Origin of the sequence: Methylomonas sp. AM2-LC, from assembly GCF_039904985.1 — a bacterium.
In the GTDB taxonomy this organism is placed as follows: domain Bacteria; phylum Pseudomonadota; class Gammaproteobacteria; order Methylococcales; family Methylomonadaceae; genus Methylomonas.
Genome location: NZ_CP157007.1, coordinates 1 through 21632 on the forward strand (window position 1 = coordinate 1; position 21632 = coordinate 21632).

Here is a 21632-nt window from a genome sequence, read left to right on the forward strand (position 1 = left end):
ATGGCCGCTAAAGCAAAAAAAACAGAAAATAGTATCTCTTCTAGCCTGGGCCTTGAAGGGCTGGATGATCTATCTGAACTTTTTAAATCATCGACTACGCTAAATAACGGTGAAGCGTTAGAAATCGATATAAATCTAATCGATGAAGACCCTGATCAACCACGTACTGCATCTAATATTGGATTTTCAGATGAAAGCTTATCTGACCTGGCTAAAACAATAACCGATCACGGTGTAATACAACCCATTGCCCTTAGAGATAATCCGGACGTTTCTGGCCGGTACATTATTATCTTTGGAGCTAGACGTTATCGAGCGTCAAAAATAGCTAATAAAACCACTATACCCGCATTCATAAAAAATAATTTAAAACGGACTGTTCAAATTATTGAAAATTTACAGCGCGAAGACCTTTCTACTCGCGAAACCCTAGAGTCAATTAGGGCGCTGCTGAATGAAGGTTTAACAAAAAGCCAGATTTCAAGAGAAATAGGCAAATCGCCTTCATACGTGACCCACTATGTAGCCTTATTAGACCTGCCGGAAACCATTAAAACCGCTTTCGACAGCAACAGGGTCACAGATGTGAAGTTAATAGGTGAGTTGGTCAAAGCATTCAATGCAAGTGCTGAAGAAACGATTAAATGGATGGGCGATCAAAGTCAAGAAATCACTCGCGGCACTGTCAAACATTTGCGCGACTTTTTGGATATTAAAAAGCGGCAGGAAGAAGATGAAGACATTCTCAATCGGATTGTAGGCGATGATGCGAATGATAACGATAATATTGGCAGTTTGCCATTACCAATTTTAACATCTGATCTTGCGCAAACCTCTGATACTTACCAGAAAGGACATGATCCTGTTCAGACTAATGACATCGAGAAGATCATATCACCACCGTCTTTTGAACAGACCGCTGAGCATCACAATAGCGATGATTCAGTCGTGCTGCCACCACAAAAGCCTGTAAAATCGGAAGAAAATCATACTGACTCAGAAAAATTTAAGAAAGCCATTGTGATAGTTGAGCATGATGGGCGCCCTGCCCGCTTGGTGTTGGATAAAAGACCGACTTTCCTGGATGGCGCTTGGTTAAAATTTGAAGATGACGGCCATCTTTTCGAGGCACCGATATCGTCTGTACAACTGGTAAGGCTAATAGAGGGTTAATCAAATGAAAAAGCGCCTTTTGGTGATGAACGGAAGTCGCATTGTCGAAACCGAACAAGGCGATGGGAAATGGAAAACCGATAGTGTTGCAAAAGCTAATGGCGTTAAACCTGGTATTTACAATATCTCTTTAGCTAGTCAAGCCGATAAAACCAAGGAATATACAGGGGTTATTTTGCATTCCGATAAAGTCAGTGTATACCAACAAGTCGGAAAGAACAGTTATGTCTCACATAATCGTGATGATTTTGCCAAAGTGCCGGATGTAGGTCAGTTAAAAACTATTAGTTACGATTCTAAAGATAAGGCCGTTGTTACTGAGGCTGCGACCGTCAAATTGGGTTTATCACGTTAGTCACACTATCTGTAACTAATGGGCTACTTTTAATCACCCGCTGGTCACTATTGACCAGCATAGACTTACTGACTATACAGGCCAGATTTGTTTAATAATGACCAGATTTAAGGCTAACACCGCCCTCATACCGGGTGCTTTAAAAGGATCTTTACAATGGCTATCGAAGAAATTAAACGCAGAGGCTTTACTTCACCTGATCACCTATCAGTAGAAGAACAGGCGATTGCATCGGTTCTTACCGATCCTGAAAAGCACATTAAAGAGTACATACAGGACGAACGATCATTCAATGGCCGTTATGTTTGTTCCGATTTGTTCAAGGAGACTTTTGATACCTATCGGGCTGACAAGGATTCTCGGAACCGATATAACAATGCTGTTCATAATGCGGCATCGGTGCTTGCTGCTGAGCAGTTCCGACGAACCTTAGCTGATAATTCTGTGCCGGAAATGGATACCGCTATTTTCATTACCGGCAGTCCGGGTGCAGGTAAAACTTCGACAATATTATCAAGTAGTGATTTGCCAGCCCATATTCGAGTGGTATTTGAGGGCCAATTATCGAACCCGCAGACCACGAATGAAAAGGTACAGCAAGCCATTGATGCTGGTTTAAAGGTCGATATTGTTGTCGTGCATCCAACCCCAGAGAATGCACTTGATAACACCTTGAGCCGGTATTATCGAGAGGGCCGTGGGGCTGGCATCAATGTCATGGCAAGCATTCAAGGCGGCTTGCCCGATTCCTTGGAAATGGTGCTCGAACGATTTGGCGAAACTGTATCATTAACTGTCTTCGACCGTAGAGATAAAAATAAAACCATAGAACTATCGGGTTGGGATAACCTCCCCTTATTAAGATCAGAAGGTAATTATGAACAAATCAAGTCCAGACTTAAATCAACCCTCGACAAATATCGAGATCAAGGAGTCATTGACGAAAACGCCTATAGACAAGCCAATGGAGAGCCGCCCCTCAGTAAAGACACGCGTGTGGTTCGGCAACCTGGTGGACAACTTGAACAAAATGCAAACAGACGAGGCTTACCGCGAGGAAATAGCCAAGAAAATTTTTTAGTTGGATCAAGAAGCGGAGCCGTTGAAGATGATCTAGTTGATACCGCGCAAGAAGTCGAGCGAGAACAACAGGCTTTGCTAGAAACGACTACTCCGTCTACTGACCAATCCTATCAAGAGGCTTTAAGCGTCTACGTACAGGCTAAACATGATCAAGTGGAGAGGATCGAAGATCAGATTGAAAACCTCATTGATCGACAGCAATCAAGATTACAGCAGTCGCAAGCAAATCAGCCGGGTATTTTCTCAATGCCTGGTGCAAAACGCGCATGGCAAACACAACAGTCCAAGCAGCAAGCCAGATTACAAACATTGCATACTCGGTTAGAAACAGTCAGGGAAATTGCCAACGATATGGGCGTACATGCTCCAAGAGTTGAGGAATTGGCAGCTCGAAAGTTGAGAGCACAAGAGCCAGGTCTTGCCGCCGAATGGGATGAAACACAAGTGGCGAGACGGCAGCACGATGCAATGATGAGGATGAAAGAGAAACAAGCCAAGCAACTATCACAAAGCGGAGGGTTGTCTTTGAGTTTGTCTAAGCCGTAATTCCTGTTTGTCATGACATAACAAATTTTGGCGGCCAAAAACATTTTGATTTTAGGTCTGATCAACATCTAAGCAGACCTATATTATATTGTCCTGCCCTACCCTACCCTACCCTGCAGTATAGCTATCCGTAACTATGCTGGATATTCGTTCGTTAGTGGTGAATACTTAGCCAAATTACGACCGATGCACCAACAATTGTAATACTCGCCGCTAAAATGTTCAGGACGCTAATGCGGTATGCATCACGTAAAGAGTAATTCAGTCGATTAATCGATATATCTACTTCGGATTTCAATTTAGCCAGATATTGATTCGTGGCTGTCTGCATCAGTTGTTCCATAGATTGTTTACTAGCGTTCAATGATGCCGTTAATACCTTTTCCGCCTTATCATTCGCATCAAGCCCCCAGCGTTGTGATATGGCTTCCAGTTCCGATTTAAAGGACTCCAGCATTTCTTCTTGTGCTTTCTGGCTATCTTGCATCAACCGTTGATTGATTGTATGTAATATCATTATGGGATCATCGCGGCCAACGGCGACACCATGTTTAGCCGCGACTTCCTTTATCAGCTCATCAAGATCTGTGCTCATTTTTTATAATACCGCCGCATTAGTTAATAGGTCGAACAGTTGTGTTTTGGCGATTTTTAAGCGCTGCCTTGTCATAATGGTTGATGCGGTGTTTCCAATGGCTTCGTCGAATGTCTGACGCGCTTGTAACATATCTGCAATGTCTCTACCGAAAGTTTCCTCTTTCCATGAAGGAATTTTGACAATGGCTGATACCCTGTTTTTGTTATTGACATAGACTTTCATTTGCTCGAAACTTTTTCCTTCGTGTTCGATTACGCCCCAATAAGGGTTTAACCAAACCACTATTTCATTCGTAGAGAAACTATTAACAATAGTCGCGAATCCATTAATCGTGTCATTCATTGCTTGACTGCCCGTTATTACGGTATGCACAAGAAGATTATGGCCTAAATCCTTTAACAAAGCCGGTACGTTATTGCTGATCAGATAATGCGATAACGGTACGAATGAGCTGGCCCCATTATCTATTATGACATCTTCAGTAGCTGGTGCAATTAACTCAACTAGGGCATCAAAATTCCGCGAATTAATTTCGTCACCATCCATGATTTGAAGCCTTATGGCATTTAGGGATTTAAAACCGTTAAATGTAGCGTTAACCGGATCAGTATCGATGCATAGCGGTTGTTGTTCTTTGCTTTGTTTGTATTGAGCAAGCACTGATGCGATGAATGATTTACCTACCCCGCCTTTGCCTTGCAGAATGATGTGAATTTTAGCCATTAGTATAAATCCTCTATGTTTGGTACTGGGTTATGTTTGAAGCTTGGTAGCTCAAATGATTGTTCTACTTTAGTTTCGGTTTTCACCTCATCTACTTTTTTTACATGAATAGCTGGCTTATCTTTTTTCTGCTTATGAGATTGGAGATTATTGACATGCAAACGGAATGTTTCATAAGAGAACGTAATGTGGCCTTCCTTATGGAGTGTTTCCCAAATATGTTTAGCTGTACATCCTTCTGCTAAAGCTTCCTCAACTTCTTCGACCACGTTCAGAAATTGAGTACGGTTCTTTGATCGAACACTTTGTCCTTTCTTTTCCTTTAGGTGCTGTTGCACCCGTTCTGATAGTTTAAGTCGTTTCATCTGGTTTTCATTTATGTTTATAGGCTGTTTATTCCATGTTTAATGACTGGTTTAGTCAGTGTTTATCTAATATTTTTCAATATTTTACAGATTTTACACTGAATAGAATATAAAACAATATATTAAATTATTTTAAAACTGGTTTAAAAAATGATATTCTCTGGAGTAATCCCGGTAAAAAACGGGGCAAGATGTGTGAAGTGCTAGCACCTGCGAAGCAGGTACTATCATTTCACTCCCACTTATTCGCGCTACGCACTCAACGGGGTATCTTGCTCTGCGAGGCCAACCGGCTACCGCCAGTGATGTTCAGAGGGGAAAATGAAAGAAGATAAACCGAAAGAAAATAAACCAACTCGTAAGGGAAGTACCCCTATAGTTGTCCGAGTCAATCCCGACGAAAAAGCGGCTATTGAAGAGTTTGCGAGACTATGCGGACGAAGCACATCTGGGTTTCTGCGAATGCTTGGACTGGGCTATTTGCCAAAAAGCATTGTTGATAATGAGCGTGTTGAAGAATTAGCGAAGATCAACGGCGATCTTGGCCGTTTAGGTGGCTTGTTGAAGCTTTGGTTGACTAACGATGCAAGAACGGCCCAATTCGGAGAAATTACCATTCGGGCAGCATTAGCTCGAATAGAAGATACCCAAGACAAAATGGTTGAAGTGATGAAAGCAGTGGTTCTGCCCAGGTCGGTAAAGTAAATGTTTTTGGCGGCTCAAAAGAATTGGGTGATTTTGTGATTGCAAAACATGTTGCCATGAAGTCCATTATGAAAAGCGATTTTGTTAGTTTGATCGATTATATAACCGACGAACAAGAAAAATACGAACGGGTAGGTCAGGTAGCTGTAACGAACTGTCAATCTGACAGGCTTGATGCGGCGGTACTGGAAATCGTTAATACTCAGAGCCGGAACACCCGTGCTGAGTCTGACAAAACCTTTCATCTGATTGTCAGTTTTCCTGCCGGTGAACAACCAGAGGATGCGGTTTTAAAACAGATCGAAGCAAAAATCAGTGAGGGCCTTGGTTTTAACGATCACCAGCGGATTAGCGTTGTCCATAATGACACCGATAATCTGCACATACACATCGCTATTAACAAGATTCATCCAACCCGGCTCACTATTCACGACCCTTATTACAGTCACAAAGTGCTGGGACAACTGTGCGGAAAGTTGGAACAGGAATATGGTCTTACTCAGGTCAATCATACTGCTAAAAAGGTGCGTAGTGAAAACCGTGCCGATGATATGGAACATCATGCCGGTGTAGAAAGTTTGTTAGGATGGATTAAGCGCGAATGTCTTGATCAGTTACAGGGCGCTGCATCATGGATGGAAATGCACCAGGTCATGAAAGATCACGGGCTTGAGTTAAAGGAACGTGGTAATGGGCTGGTGATTGTTAACCAAGATGGTTTGATGGTTAAGGCCAGTTCTATTTCTCGTGATCTATCAAAGGGAAAACTTGAAGACAGATTGGGTGTTTTCGCATCGTCCACATCCTCTGATAGACAAGCAAGTGCCGATAGTCCACAAAAGAAATACGAAGCCCGTCCCATTAGGATACGTATCGATACCACATTGCTTTTTGCCCAATATAAAAACGAACAGCAGGGCGTTAGTGCTAATCGCACCACGGCTTGGAAAGTTGCTCGCGATCATAAAAGCAAACTGATTGAAGACGCCAAACGGTCGGCGAAGTTGAAACGTGCGGCAACTCAATTATTAGGGCAGTCGCGGCATGAAAAAAAACTGTTGTACTCTTTAGCAAGTAAAGGTGTGAAGGATGAAATCGCTCGTATAAATGAACAGTACCGGCGAGATCGAGAAAGGATATTTATCAAATATCAGCCTCAACAATGGGCCGACTGGTTGCGGCGCAAGGCAAGCGAAGGCGACAAAAATGCGCTGGATGCGCTACGTGCCAGAGAGGTATCGCAGAAACTAAAAGGTAATACGGTTGCCGCCGACGATGGACATCAACGTAACAGGTCGAGAATCAATATCAACCGGGACAGTATTACGAAAAAGGGAACAATTATCTACAAAGTAGGTGGGTCCGCGATTCGTGATGATGGAAATAAGTTAAGGGTGTCCAGGGACGCAACCAAGGACGGTTTAGATACTGCCTTACGCATGGCGATGGAACGTTACGGGAATCGGATCACGGTTAACGGTACTACTGAATTCAAGGCAAAAATCATTCATGCGGCGGTAGCCGCTAATTTACCCATCACCTTTGCTGATGACACCTTAGAACGTCATCGGCAGGCATTAATGGCGAAACGTAATCAACAACTGGAGAAATCAAATGACAGAGGACGAAGAGCTGGAGGCATCGTTAGCGATGCTGGATCAGACGGAGCCGGAAGACACAACGCATCCTCAACAAATGCAGGCGGGCATTCAGGCGTCAACAGGTACGGAAAGCCCAACGTTGGTCGCCCTGGAAGCGCACCGCCGCCCGGCCTCATCGACCATTTGCGAAATATGTCCAATGTCCATGTGGCAAGCAACGGAATTGGAAGTGAGGTGTTATTGCCGGGTAATGTTTCAGTTCACATGGAGCAGCAAGGGCAAGCCCAGTCAACTGATGCTTTGCGATGGAATATCACTGGGGCAGGATTAGAGGCCGCAAACAAATATATTAAAGAAATAGAGAAAAAACGCCTATCAGGATTCGATATATTGAGGAATACGTTATATAATGAAGATCAGGCGGGAGAAGTGTCTTTTTCAGGAATCAGGAAGATCGATGGACAGGCAATGGCTCTTCTGCAGCGAAACAATGAAATTTTTGTAATGCCTCTTGATGAAGCGGGAGAACGCAAGCTAAAACGCTTAGCTATTGGTGATCAAGTCACTATTGCTAAGAATGGTGTGATTAAAACGTCAAAAGGACGTAGTCGATGAAAGATACCTTTAATAATGCGGTAGGGCCACAGGCTCGAATAGTAAAGAAGAAACCTGGCGCTATATTTTCTGCGTTGAGTGCGGTTTCAATTGTAGGTGGACTGCAATCGGCCACGCAATATTTTGCGTATGAATTCGGCTATCAGCCTGTGCTTGGCGCTAACTTGCACCATATCTATACGCCTTGGTCTATCGTGCATTGGGCGGACAAGTGGCTGGTTCAATATCAAGATAGTTTTATGAGAGCCGGAAGCATTGGCGTGACTGTTTCGGGCGTTAGCTTGCTGGGTTTAGTCGTGGTGCAGATGATTAGGGCTAATTCGTCTAAATCGAATATCTATCTTCATGGATCTGCTCGATGGGCGAATATAGCGGATATTCAGGCTGCTGGATTATTGCCACGACCAAGGACGCTTTGGCAAAAGATCACCGGCAAGGGTAGTATTACAAGTACGGGTGTTTATGTCGGTGCCTGGCTGGATAAACACGGCACGCAACACTATTTGCGGCACAATGGCCCTGAGCATGTTTTGTGTTACGCACCTACGCGTTCAGGGAAAGGCGTAGGTCTAGTATTGCCTACATTACTTTCATGGACACCAAGTTGTGTCATCACGGACTTGAAAGGCGAGCTATGGGCGTTGACATCAGGTTGGCGGCAGAAACATGCGAAAAATCAAGTCATTCGGTTCGAACCTGCGGCGTTGAATGGTTCTATTTGTTGGAATCCTCTTGATGAAATTCGCATTGATACTGAGTACGAAGTCGGTGATGTTCAGAATTTAGCAACACTGATTGTCGATCCGGACGGAAAGGGATTAGAAAGTCATTGGCAGAAAACCGCACAGGCGTTACTTGTCGGGGTAATTCTACATGCGCTTTTCAAAGCGAAGATAGAGGGTACACCGGCTACATTGCCAGCCGTTGATGCAATGCTGGCCGATCCAGACAGAGGCGTGGCCGAATTGTGGATGGAAATGGTGACATATCCCCATGTCGATGGACACAACCATTCGGTTGTGGGTTCTGCTGCACGAGATATGATGGACCGGCCCGACGAAGAGGCCGGTTCTGTACTGTCAACAGCCAAATCGTATCTTTCGCTTTATCGCGATCCAGTTGTTGGCCGTAACGTAGGACACTCTGAATTTAAGATCAAGGATTTGATGAATTACGATGATCCAGTCAGCTTGTACATCGTCACACAACCAAACGATAAAGCCAGGTTAAGGCCACTGGTGCGCGTGATGGTTAACATGATCGTGAGATTGCTGGCCGATAAAATGGAGTTCGTAAACGGCCAACCCAAAGCGAATTACAAACATCGTTTGTTAATGATGCTTGATGAGTTCCCGAGCTTAGGACGGCTTGATATTTTACAAGAGTCGTTAGCGTTCGTGGCCGGGTATGGCATTAAGTGCTACATAATTTGCCAAGATATAAACCAGCTCAAAAGCCGAGAAACCGGCTATGGTTCAGATGAACAGATCACTTCCAACTGTCATGTTCAGAATGCCTATCCACCGAACCGTGTAGAAACAGCAGATCATTTATCAAAGCTGACAGGACAAACAACTATATCAAAGGAGCAAATAACGACATCAGGCCGCAGAACTTCGGCCTTGATGAGTCAAGTATCTAGGACGATACAGGAAGTACAACGTCCACTTTTAACATCTGACGAATGCTTAAGGATGCCAGGGCCGAAAAAGGACGACGATGGATTGATCGTGGAGGCCGGGGATATGGTTGTCTATATGGCCGGTTATCCGGCGATATACGGAGTTCAGCCGTTGTACTTTAAAGACACCGTTTTTAGTGCGCGGGCCGCTATACCGGCTGCTGCTCGTAGTGACATATTACGGACTCGAATCGGAGAGGGGGAGGGCGTAAAAATATGAGACGTTTATCCATTGTTACCTTTGTAGGTGGCGTGGCGATCCTTTTATTTGGATTCAGTGCTTATGCCATAGGTATTCGAGTGAACACTTCCAACAGCATTGCACCGGGTATTTATCTGGTCGTAGACCGGCCAGTTGAGAAGGGTGCTTATGTGATTTTATGCCCACCGGCAAGCGCCTTGTTCGATGAAGCCAAGAAGCGCGGCTATTTTGGGGCGGGTTTTTGTCCTGGTGACTACGAATATTTAATGAAAAAGATTTTGGCGGCCAAAAACGATAAGGTCGTAATCACCGATGATGGTGTCCATGTAAATGGGGAGTTACTCCCATTTAGTGCGCCTTTAAACTCAGACAAATACGGTCGTCCGTTACCTGTTCTTCGCACTGTCTATGAATTAGGCGATTCTGATTTATTGCTTATGACTGATGTTAGTGCTAAATCGTTTGATAGTCGCTATTTTGGCTTAATCAATCGTTCTCAAATCATGGACGTTATACGTCCAGTTTTTACTTGGTAGGAGATTGTCGTGGAGCTTTATATTGCGGAAAAACCGGACTTGGCTAAAGCTATCGTAGAGGGCTTGGGTGGCGGTAGTCGAAAGGATGGGTATTACGATTGTGGTGGACAATATGTAACCTGGTGTTATGGACACATGCTGCAATTGTTAGACCCGGAGGATTACGATCAACGGTACGCTAAATGGAATATGAACGACTTGCCCATCTCGCACATTCCCTGGAAAAAGAAACCCTCCTCAGATAAAAAAGCCCAATTAAAAATCATTACAGACCTTTTGAAGCAAGCGGATAGCGTTGTTCACGCTGGTGATCCAGACGACGAAGGGCAGTTATTAGTCGATGAAATCCTTATGTACGCCGCTTGTCGTTTGCCAGTTAAGCGGCTACTCATTAATGATAATAACGTTACGATTGTTAAAAGGTCGTTGGCGAACATGCGCGATAACAAGGAGTTTGCCGGTCTTTCCGCTGCGGCAGAAGCGCGTAGTGTTGGCGATCAACTTTACGGGTATAACATGACCCGCGCATATACACTTGCAGCCGGTAAAGTCGGCTATCAGGGTGTGCTCAGCGTTGGCCGGGTACAGACTCCGATAGTCGGGCTTGTCGTGCGCAGAGATCGAGAAAACGAAGCTCATAAAACTAGCTATTACTACAATGTGACCGGACAATTTGCTATTGGCGAATTGTCTTTTCCGGCACGATACCAGATTGTCGAAGGCGATCCTGTTGACGAAAAGGGCCGTCTCACTGATCAAGTTCATGCCCAAGGCATTGTTAATGCAGTAAAGGGGGAGGGGGCTAAAATCATCAGCGCCGAAACAAAAAAGAAAGAGCAACATCCGCCGTTACCCTATAACTTGCTCAAACTTCAAACTGATGCTTCTCGTAAGTTCGGGTTCAAACCAGACAGAACCAAGGAGATAACCCAAACACTGAGGGATAAGCACAAGTTAATCACTTACAACCGTTCTGACTGCGAGTATTTATCAGATGAACAGCATGGCGATGCGCCTACGGTTTTGGCAGCAATTTCTCAAACTGCCCCTTCATTGTCTTTGGCGGCTCAAAAGGCCAACCACGGCATAAAGAGCCGTGCGTTTAATTCTGCAAAAGTTTCGGCTCACCACGGCATCATTCCTACAGAGGCTACGGCGGATTTTAAAAACCTGTCAGATGGTGAGCAGAAAATCTACATGTTGATTGCCAGGGCGTATATAGCGCAGTTTTGGCCTAAACATTTATATGATCAGACGGATATTAGCGTTGAAGTGGCAAAGCATCGTTTCGCCGTTCGTTCTAATATCACAACGGCTGCCGGTTGGCGTGTACTCTATAAAAACGATTCGGGTAACGAAGATTTAGAAGGTGACGAAACCGATCTTGCTCTTGATATACGCAGCTTGAGGGCAGGGCAGGAGGGTACTTGTACCGATGCGGCAGCCGATCAAATGGAAACTAAACCAAGGCCGCTTTATACGATGGCCACACTACTATCTGATCTCACTCGTGTTGCGCAGTATGTCCGCGATGACCGTCTACGTAAGCTGCTCATGGAGAAAGACAAAGGTAAGGAAGGGGAACACGGCGGCATCGGTACGCCTGCTACGCGAGATACCATCATTGCAACGTTATTTGAGCGTGGGTATTTAGTAGAGAAGGGCAAAAACATCGTCAGCACCCCTACGGCCAGAGAATTTTATGACACGCTGCCGGATCAAGCCAAGTACCCGGACATGACCGCCTTATGGCACGAACAGCAAAGGTCTATTCAGAAAGGCGAGTTAGATGCTAATGCCTTTGTCAATGAGTTGATGGTGTATATCGGCAGCGAGATTGCAACCGTCAAGGCGAATGGCATTGGCATCAAAATTGATACCCACAAGTGTCCTGATTGCGGTAATGCCATTCGTCGAATCAAGAAAAAAGAAGGTAAAGAATTCTTTTGGGGTTGCACCGGCTTTGCGGATGGTTGCAAGTACGCTTGTGAAGATAAAGCCGGTAAGCCAGTACCGAAACAAGCCCAACAAGTTTCAGAACTTCACAAGTGTATGACTTGCAGCAGAGGGCTGACAAGAAGACCGGGCAAAAAAAAGGGTACGTTTTGGTGGGGCTGTAGCGGCTTTCCAGAGTGTAAGCAGACTTATTTCGATAACAAGGGCAAACCGGATTACAGCATAAACAATAAAGTTAAGGAGAATGTTCATGAGTGAAAACAATACTGATTTTGATGTACCTACTTTCGACCAAGCCGAGATTGCCGAGTCGGTTTTTAAAGAAAAACTACTCGATGCGCAAACGCCCGGTTTTGAGGTTGAGTTTGATCCTGCTGAAGCGGAACAAGCCGGTGCTTTTGAAGAAGATGCTTTAAGTGAGGCGGATGCAAAGGAAAGCGTTATTGACCTTGAAATCAATGGTGGATAGTTTATGGCGAAAAAACCCATTCTTAACTCAGGTCAGCTTGATTTATTCGATGACTGGCTAATTGTCGAGCCACCGGCTGTAAAGCCGGTAGTTCAGATAAAGGATTCGCTAGAAGTATCCAGTGACGACATGCGTCATTTATTGGCGTTGCGATTGGCGCAACGTTTGGGTACAACTGGCGAAATTACATCAAAAAGTTTAACTGAAGAGGCTAATCGCGCTTTTGGCGGTACACAAGCCGATGGCACGTACTCATCTAAGGATGCTTACGATGCTTTAGAGGCGGCGTTTAATATTCATTTATTGGGGACTGAAGATGCTCACTGGACTGAGCATAATGCGGATGCGGCCAAGAATAAAGTGATTGATTTAACGAATTGGATTCAACAACTGCCCACTCAAACCCGGCGTGATGATGAAATGGAAGAATTTCAGCAGTTTTCGACACCACCCGCTTTGTCATTCGTTGCTAACTGGGTTGCCAATGTTAAAAAAGATGAGGTGATGGTCGAACCGTCTGCCGGTACCGGTGATTTGGCTATTTGGGCAAAAATTGCCGGGGCTAATTTGGTGCTGAATGAATTGTCGCCACGTCGGCATGCCTTATTGTCCTCACTGTTTCCGCAGGCCAAGATATACAAAGAAAATGCGGAGCAGTTGGACAACGTATTGCCGTTTGATATTAAGCCCACTGTCATTGTCATGAATCCGCCTTTTTCATCAACCGCTGGACGCGTACAAGGACAGAGGGATTCGATGAACGGTGCCAGGCACATTGAGCAAGCGTTAAAACGGTTAGAGGATAATGGCCGTTTAGTCGCCATTGTTGGCAATGGCATGGCCGCTGATCGTCCAGCATTTGCCCAGTGGTGGAAAGATATTGAAAAAAAATACAACGTTCGTGCCAATGTCGGCATATCCGGTAAGGAGTATGCGAAGTATGGTACGACTTTTGATAATCAAATTTTAGTTATCGATAAAACAGGTGCTACAACGCAGCCGGTTTTGACCGGAAAAGTCGAGTCAGTAGCTGATTTACCAACATTATTGGAGGGCATCAGAAATGATCGTCAGCAAATTCAATCAACATCCATTAAACCAACAAGCATCGTTAATACTCAGTCTAAACAACATACCGTACAACCCGGCAACCGATCTAGCGGCCTTGGTGCTGGTGAGAGCGGCACTGGAACAGAATCTATTGGACACGGGAGCGATTCAGGAACCGTTACTACTGATAGCCAAATTGGCAGTACAACCACAAGTGGCGATGGCGTTAATGACGGAATCGGAACCGGGAATGGCATTCGAGTTAGACCTGTCGGAGACGTTGGAGGCAGCGGCGGCGGAGATACTGGAGGAAATAGTGGCATCACTAAAAGCAACGATGCCACCCGTACTGCTATAACGTCCAAAGTTGAAGAAGATCATTTATTTGATGTGCTTGAAACAACGTTGGTCGTTGATCCCAAAGCGGCAAAGGAATTTTCTCATGCAACGGGCGTTATCTTGGGTACCGCCAATCAAAATGCAGAAGCCATTAAACAGTGGCGAAAAGAACAAAGGAATCTAAAACCAGAGCATAGAATGGATGTGCTTGGGTTTATACCGGATGATTTACAACGGTTGCATAGAGTAGGGCAATATGCAAAACCGCCAACCCTTTCATTAACGAAAGATACCAGAATTAGCAGTTCAGACAGTATTGTGATAGAGGCAAAAAGCGGTGAAGTTGCGGAATTCACTGATTCTGTTTTTTCTAACTACACACCGCAACGCTTATCTATTCCGGGCGCAAAGCAACATCCTGGGAAATTGGTACAAAGTGCTGCAATGTCAGCGGTGGAACCACCCGCACCGACTTATTCGCCGAAATTGCCGATAAATGTCATTGATAACGGTTTGCTGTCCATTGCACAACTCGAATCCGTTGTTTATGCCGGACAAGCGCATTCTGAAAAACTGCCGAGCGGATCAAGAAAAGGGTTTTTCATTGGTGATGGCACAGGTGTTGGCAAGGGTCGTGAAATTTCTGGCATTATTCTCGATAACATGATGCAAGGCCGCAATAAAGCGGTATGGGTTAGTTTTAACGAGGGACTTGTTGAAGATGCAAAAAGGGATTTTGCCGGGGTTGGCGGCGATCCTAAAAAGATATTCTTTCAAGGTAAAACTAAGGCCAGCGGTGAAATCACCCAAAAAGACGGGATTCTGTTTACTACCTATTCAACACTTCGCGGCGGTGAAAAAAAACAGGCTACCGATTTAGGTCAAATAGGCGGGAAAACCCGTGCTCAACAAATCATAGATTGGCTGGGTGAGGATTTTGATGGCGTCATAGCTTTTGATGAAGCTCATTCGATGGGTAATGCGATTGCTGTTAAAGGCAATCGTGGTGTTAAAAAACCCTCGCAGCAAGCCATTGCCGGTATCAATTTGCAAAAGGCATTGCCTGATGCGCGTGTGATTTATGTATCAGCTACCGGTGCTACTGAAATCAGTAATTTGTCTTATGCAGATCGGCTTGGCTTATGGGGCGAAGGTACTCCGTTTGCCGACACCAATACATTTATCAGTAATGTGTCTAAGGGCGGCCTTGCGTCGATGGAGCTTATTAGTCGCGATATGAAGGCAATGGGTATGTATATAGCGCGGTCATTGTCTTATGACGGCGTTAGCTATGAACGTCTTGATCATGAGCTAACTGATTTACAAGAAGATATTTACAACGAATTGGCCGGGGCGTGGCAAGTCGTATTAGAAAATGTCGATCAAGCGCTGGAAATCACACAGGCCGGTAAAAATGGTAATGGCAAAAGCGCGGCTATGTCGCAATTTTGGGGCGCTCACCAAAGGTTCTTTAATCAGATTATTACGGCGATGCAAACGCCAACCGTCATTGACGATATTCGCAGCCAGATCGAGGTCGGTAATGTTGCCGTCATTCAGTTGGTTAATACCAACGAGGCGACGCAAGAACGTATTATTGCCGATGCGACCGCTAATGATTTGGCGCTAGAAGATTTGGACTTTACGCCTAGACAGATGTTAATGGATTATGTGCGCAACGGTTTTCCGGTAGCCGCTTACGAAGAGTCCGTAGACAGTAACGGCAATAAAACCTATCTGCCTGTCAAAGATTCGGAAGGTAATCCCGTTTTTGATCGTGAAGCAGTCGCGCTACGCGATAAACTGTTAGAGACGTTGCAACAAATTCGGGTAACTGAAAATCCATTAGATTCCATTATTAATGCTTTTGGTTCCGACAGAGTGGCGGAAGTCACAGGCAGAAGTCGTCGTTTCGTTCAGACTCGCGACGAAGAGGGCGGTTACAAAGTTGTTGAAGAAAAACGCGGTAAAAACTCATCACGGCATGATGCCGAAGCATTCCAGGCCAACAAAAAAGACATTCTGATTTTTTCCGGGGCGGGTGGCACGGGCTACAGCTTTCATGCCGATAATACGGCTGAGAATCAACGCCGCCGTATTCACTACATTCTGCAACCCGGTTGGCAAGCGCATGCGGCGGTACAAGGATTTGGTCGTACACACAGAACGAATCAAGCCAATGAACCACATTATGTATTGCCAACAACGAATCTTAAGGCACAAAAGCGTTTTGTGTCGTCAATTGCCCGTCGATTAGATCAACTTGGGGCGCTCACTCGCGGCCAGCGCGAAGCAACAAGCCAGGGCATGTTTACAGCTTCAGATAATCTTGAAAGTCAGTATGCTGCTACCGCCTTAAAAAACTTCTTCAGTGATCTTTATCGTGGCAAAACCGATTTGTCGTTTCATGATGTAACAAAACAAATGGGCTTGAATCTGCTAGATGAAAATGCATCACTGAGTGAAAGCAAAATTCCGGCAATTCCGCAGTTTTTGAACAGGCTATTATCGCTAAAGACCGATATGCAAAATGTGGTTTTCGGTGAGTTTGAAAAGCGATTGGTTGAGGCCGTGGAGTATGCAAAGCAGCGTGGTATGTTTGACCAAGGCCTGCAAACCATGAAAGCCATGAGCATCATAAAAACCCGTGAGGACGTTGCATACGAGGATAAAAATACAGGGGCGCAAACGCGTTACGTCGAGCTTGCTGTTGCTAACGAGGTCAAATATACCGAGTGGGAAGAAGCAAAGAAAATGTCGAAAATGAACCGCAAAGAGGGTGATTTGGCGGGTTGGTACGTTTTTGAAATTGGCAAGAACAAAGGCGATGTTTTTTATCTATCTGATATTGGTCAACGCTTGGATTCTGAGGGCAAAGAGGTGCATCGTGGTGTCGTTCATACCATCAGAAGCAATGCTTATCGATATATCGATAATGCCGATATTATCAGTCGCGGCTATGACTATCGAACTGTTAGTGCCAATGGTGTTAGCACTTCTCAAAAGGTTAATCTGACAAGGGCGATTGATGAAGCTGAGGCGGAAAAACTTTGGAAAGAGCAGGTTGACAGTGCGCCGAAAACCGAAACTAAAACCGAACGTATGCTTGTGGGTGTCATTCTCCCGATCTGGGATCGAGTGGAAGGTTCTGAATTCATCCAGCGTTTACAAACAGATGATGGCGAAGTGCTATTAGGTAGGATGCTTGGGCCAAAGTCTGCCGAGAAAACATTAAAGAATCTTGGGCTTGATTCCAGTCTTGCCAATATGTCGTCCAGTGATTTGTTTGAATCCATCAAAAATGGCAACAAGGCCATTCTTTCGAACGGTTGGGAAATATCGACGGCCAAGGTTAACCACGAGGATCGTATCGAAGTTAAGGGGCGTACTTCATTTACGTCCGCCGAAAAGCGTGTGTTACAAGAGCAAGGCACATTTTCCGAGCGAATTGCTTGGGTAGAAAGAGTCTTTATCCCTACTGGCGTTAATGGTCTGTCGATATTCGAGCGTATTACGGCATCGAAACCGGTAATCGATCTCATTAGTAAAGATAAGGCAAAGGGACTCGATCAGAATGAAGACGATGATTCTATCGTGCAAGAATCGAATTCATTCACCCCACCAGGGAATATACAGACCACCCATGTTGCTGCTTCAGTTAAATCATTGCCCGATGGCTGGACAGAATCTGAACCGGGCGGATTGGTCACCAATCCTGATCCGATAAGCGGTGGCATTATTGATAGTGAGATTCTTTCTGGAAACTGGTTTGTAATTCCTAACAATGATGCCATAGCGCACATCAATGATCTGGGTTCGCGAAGCGAGGCCATTAAAGCACTACAAAACGCAGTTATTCGTAATCAGCTTGAGAGGCTATCTAATTTAACTGATCAAACTGTTCAAGATAATGCACCAAAACCAGAAGCAGAACCAGATAGCCTTGCTGTTACGCAGGCTAATTTAAGTCACCTTGATAACCAGGGGGTTATTCAAATGGAAACTAAGAAAAAACCGTTTCATGAAACTGTGGCAGAAAAATTGATTGAACAACTTGAGAAGGGAACTGCACCTTGGCAAAAACCTTGGAATCCAGGTGAGTCTAATGCGTTTTTACCCTTTAACCCAACAACTGGCAATCGGTACAAAGGTATCAATTCTATACACCTGATGTCTCAAGATAGAGACGATCAACGCTGGATGACGTACAAGCAGGCCGGAGAACTTGGTGGGCAAGTCAAAAAAGGGGAGAAGGGTACACTTGTTCAATACTGGAAGTTTACTGAAGAGCAAACCAAAAGGGACGATAACGGTAAACCTGTTTTGAATAGTGAAGGTGATCCGATTAAGGTTGTGGTCAAGTTGGAAAGGCCGAAGGTATTCAATGCGGTTGTATTCAATGCTGAACAAATTGACGGATTGCCACCGCTAGAGAAAAAACCCCAAACATGGGACGCCATAGAAAGGGCGGAGCATATTCTGACCGCATCCGGCGCTGATATTCAGCATAATGGAGGGGGTAGGGCTTTTTATCGTCCAAGAACAGATAGTATTCATTTGCCGGATAAAGGGGCGTTTTCATCCGCTGAAAATTACTATGCCACTGCGCTACATGAGCTAGGACATTGGACTGGTCACGAAGATCGCCTAAACCGTGGAAAGGGCAACCCGTTTGGTTCTGAAGCTTACGCCAAGGAGGAATTAAGGGCCGAAATTGCTAGTATGATTTTAGGTGATGAGCTTGGCATTGGTCATGATCCGAGTCAACATGCCGCGTATGTCGGCTCATGGATCAAGGCTTTAAAAGATGATCCAATGGAAATTTTTAGAGCCGCCGCCGATGCAGAGAAAATTCAGAATTATGTATTAGCTTTTGAACGAAAGCAGGTGCAAGAGCAAGAGAATGTGCAAGTTCAACAGCAAAATGCTGAACCTACCACAATATCTACTGTGCTGGACGTCGATATCGATACGGTGTTGAACAATACTAATGAGTATACATTTGACCATTTTCAAGACTTTGAAGGCGATAACCTGGGCGCTGCATTGCGTAAAGAGGGCTTGAATACGGTTGTCGATGTGACTGGCAATAATTCAGATCAGTTCTTTGAAACCGCTATCAAGAATCTTTCGCCTGTGTTCGGAGTTGCGCCTGACGATAATTCGATGAGTAATGCCTATCTTGAACGCAAGGGACTTGCCCAGGCGTTTATGTCTACCGCTGAGCTACTTGTTCAAGAGCAAGCGCAATCTTTAATAAAACCGACCACGAAAATTGAAGAGGGGGTTGCTATGGTGAATAGTGATAATACCGACAATTCGACTAAACAATTGATAGCCAATGTTGTCAGCATAATCGAAACCGTCCAGGACGGCATATCTGAGTGGCGTAGTTCGTTTGCGAGGGATGAGGGTACTAATCACACACAGAAGGCTATTGAATATGCGCGGGAGGGGCGTATAGATAAGGCTATTGAATCATTGTGGAATAATGTCACTCTTGAGGATAGCTATGGCAAGGAAGACCAGTATGATTTTCGTGATGCAGTAACGGCTGTGGAAGTTGAACTGCAATTATGGCAGCAAAATAATGGTGTCGGCCCTGTGATTACGCCAGAAATGTTGAATTCTTTTAATGCTATTCCTTCCGATTTGTCTCAACTTTCATCTGCAACTGTCGAAGATTACGAAAAGGCCGCTGAAATGGCCCGATTCAATGAGGAACAGGTTAAGAATGATCCGAACAGCACGGCGGAGGATATTACTGCCGCCAGGGAAGAAAGGAAAACTGCAGAGCTGGTGGCGACGGTAAATAATGAAGCGTTTCAGCAAACGGTAGCCAAGTTAGATCAAAAGCAAGAAACTGGACAAGGGCAGGGCGGAGAGAAAAACTATATCAATGTTCCATTTAAAGATAAGGACGAGGCCAAGGCACTTGGGGCGGCTTGGGATGGTGCAAAACGCTCTTGGTATGTACCTCCTAATGTTGATCAAGCGCCATTCTCAAAATGGGCGAATCCGCAACCGATTTTGGCGGCCAAAAAGTCTGATGAGCCTACAAGCCAGGAAAGGCAATATCTTGCTGTTCCTTATTCGGAAAGGAAAGAGGCTCGTTCGCTTGGCGCTAAGTGGGATGGCGGTAATAAGGCGTGGTATGTTGGGCCATCGGCGGATATAAGTAAGTTGCAAAAATGGTTGCCGGATAATGTTAAATCCCAGCAAGACCCGGCAATGTCACCAGACGATGAATTTACAGAGGCATTACGTTCTGTGGGGTGTATTGTGAAAGGCGATCATCCTATTATGGATGGAAAGAAGCACAGGATTGAAACGACAGGTGATAAAGCTGGCGAGAAAGCCGGATTTTACTTTGTACATATGGATGGTCATCCTGCCGGATTTATTCAAAACAATAGAACAGGCGAAAAGTTAAAATGGAAGGCGAAAGGATATGCTTTAAGCGAGGGCGATAAAGCGAAGCTACAGGCTGAAAGTGCCACAAAACTACAGGGGCGTCAGGAAGAAGAGAACGCACGGCATCAGGCGGTTGCCGGTGCTGTTCGTCAGTTATTGGCAGTTGCTCCACCGGCTCAGGAGAGCCATCAGTATTTGCAGTCCAAGCAAGCTCGACCAGGCGACTTAACGGTGGTGCCGAATGATGCAGGCGGATTACCGGCTGACTCAATTGTCTTGATTGGTAAGAATTGGAAAGAATCAAAGGAACTGCGAGAGCAATATAAAGATAAACTTGTTTTTACCGCTGGTGATATGCTGGTGGCCGCAAGCGACATAAATGGCGATGTGCAGTCAGTCCAGTCTATTCAATCAAATGGTAGAAAGATGTTTGCTACCGGTGGGCAAAAACAAGGTACGTTTCATGTCGTTGGTGGTGACGGATTGAATGCCATTGCGGATGCACCGGCCATTGTCATCGGCGAAGGATATGCAACTGCTGACACGTTATCGCAATCGCTAGGATATGCGACTGTTGCGGCGTTCGATTCCGGTAATTTACCGGTAGTCGCAAAGCAGTTGCAAGAAAAATTTCCTGATAAGTTGATTGTTATTGCTGGCGATAACGATTTACACCAGGAAATGACAGAAGGAAAAAACCCAGGAAAACAGAAAGCGTTATCTGCTGCTGTGGCTGTTAATGGTGTTGCAATTTTTCCGGTGTTTGCACCAGGGGAGCAATCGTATCCGGCTGGAATTGATAAGATAACACCTGAAATGGCTAGAAATAATGTTATGAGCCAGGAACAGAGTGATGCTATAGCGAAAATGAGGCAGTTCACGGATTTCAACGATTTGGCTACGAAAAGCGATCTAGGTCAAGATGGAGTTGAACGCCAAGTGAGATTATTTGTAGATGATTTGGTAGAGCAGCATCAAGCGCAAGCCCAGCAGCAACAGCTTACTAAGCGCCAGGCTGTAAATGATGATCAGCTACATCAACAACGGAAATCTGTAAAAATTTGATTCCTTACCTACCTACCGTCGAAAGACGGAACTCCTTGCGCCTTGCTTTTACGGGAGGCGTTTTTTTTATAATGTTCAATATATAGGATTAAATGTTTTTTGTTTTGTATTGACAATTCAAGTTTGGTTAATATAATGAATATATGATTATGGAGC

13 protein-coding genes are annotated in these 21632 nt (G+C 44.9%); 10 read left to right on the forward strand and 3 right to left on the reverse strand.

What is annotated here, in order from left to right; translation table 11 throughout:
• The 3 genes from ABH008_RS23920 to ABH008_RS23930 form a co-directional block, all read left to right on the forward strand.
• A partial coding sequence (locus ABH008_RS23920) for a ParB/RepB/Spo0J family partition protein (RefSeq protein ID WP_347990320.1) occupies positions 1–1173 on the forward strand: 1173 nt, incomplete at its 5' end.
• A gap of 4 nt (positions 1174–1177) precedes the next feature.
• Positions 1178–1528 carry a KfrB domain-containing protein gene (locus ABH008_RS23925; protein WP_347990321.1) on the forward strand — a complete coding sequence of 117 codons (351 nt, stop codon included), beginning with the start codon at positions 1178–1180 and terminating at the stop codon, positions 1526–1528.
• A 156-nt stretch (positions 1529–1684) separates the two neighbouring features.
• Entirely contained in the window at positions 1685–3157 is a 1473-nt protein-coding gene (locus ABH008_RS23930) for an IncP plasmid survival protein KfrC family protein (protein WP_347990322.1), read from the forward strand.
• Between the two features lie 154 nt (positions 3158–3311).
• Here ABH008_RS23930 and ABH008_RS23935 read toward each other — a convergent pair whose 3' ends face one another.
• From ABH008_RS23935 to ABH008_RS23945, 3 genes are read right to left on the reverse strand one after another with little or no spacing between them, the layout of a single operon-like run.
• The gene (locus ABH008_RS23935) at positions 3312–3752 is read right to left on the reverse strand and encodes a conjugal transfer protein TraM (RefSeq protein ID WP_347990323.1); all 441 of its coding nucleotides are present in this window, start codon (positions 3750–3752) and stop codon (positions 3312–3314) included.
• Positions 3753–3755: 3 nt separating this feature from the next.
• The gene (locus ABH008_RS23940) at positions 3756–4478 is read right to left on the reverse strand and encodes a conjugal transfer protein TraL (RefSeq protein WP_347990324.1); all 723 of its coding nucleotides are present in this window, start codon (positions 4476–4478) and stop codon (positions 3756–3758) included.
• Positions 4478–4843: a TraK family protein gene (locus ABH008_RS23945; RefSeq protein WP_347990325.1), complete on the reverse strand. Its 366-nt coding sequence runs from the start codon at positions 4841–4843 to the stop codon at positions 4478–4480. Before ABH008_RS23945 ends, ABH008_RS23940 begins: the two co-directional genes overlap by 1 nt.
• Positions 4844–5164: 321 nt before the next feature.
• Here ABH008_RS23945 and traJ point away from each other — a divergent pair, with 321 nt between their 5' ends.
• The 7 genes from traJ to ABH008_RS23980 are packed head-to-tail and all read left to right on the forward strand — an operon-like array spanning position 5165 to position 21476.
• Positions 5165–5548, forward strand: a complete 384-nt coding sequence (traJ, locus tag ABH008_RS23950) for a conjugal transfer transcriptional regulator TraJ (protein WP_347990326.1) — start codon at positions 5165–5167, stop codon at positions 5546–5548.
• 35 nt (positions 5549–5583) lie between these two features.
• Positions 5584–7764, forward strand: a complete 2181-nt coding sequence (traI, locus tag ABH008_RS23955; RefSeq protein WP_347990327.1) for a TraI/MobA(P) family conjugative relaxase — start codon at positions 5584–5586, stop codon at positions 7762–7764.
• Positions 7761–9665, forward strand: coding sequence for a type IV secretory system conjugative DNA transfer family protein (locus ABH008_RS23960; RefSeq protein WP_347990328.1), 1905 nt, complete (start codon positions 7761–7763; stop codon positions 9663–9665). The genes traI and ABH008_RS23960 overlap by 4 nt, the downstream gene beginning before the upstream one ends.
• Entirely contained in the window at positions 9662–10183 is a 522-nt protein-coding gene (gene traF, locus ABH008_RS23965) for a conjugative transfer signal peptidase TraF (RefSeq protein ID WP_347990329.1), read from the forward strand. Before ABH008_RS23960 ends, traF begins: the two co-directional genes overlap by 4 nt.
• Before the next feature lie 9 nt (positions 10184–10192).
• Positions 10193–12397, forward strand: a complete 2205-nt coding sequence (locus ABH008_RS23970) for a DNA topoisomerase 3 (RefSeq protein WP_347990330.1) — start codon at positions 10193–10195, stop codon at positions 12395–12397.
• Positions 12390–12608 (forward strand): conjugal transfer protein TraD, encoded by a 219-nt coding sequence (locus ABH008_RS23975; protein WP_347990331.1) that lies wholly within the window; start codon positions 12390–12392, stop codon positions 12606–12608. The genes ABH008_RS23970 and ABH008_RS23975 overlap by 8 nt, the downstream gene beginning before the upstream one ends.
• 3 nt (positions 12609–12611) lie before the next feature.
• Positions 12612–21476: a strawberry notch-like NTP hydrolase domain-containing protein gene (locus ABH008_RS23980; RefSeq protein ID WP_347990332.1), complete on the forward strand. Its 8865-nt coding sequence runs from the start codon at positions 12612–12614 to the stop codon at positions 21474–21476.
• Positions 21477–21632 lie beyond the last annotated feature (156 nt).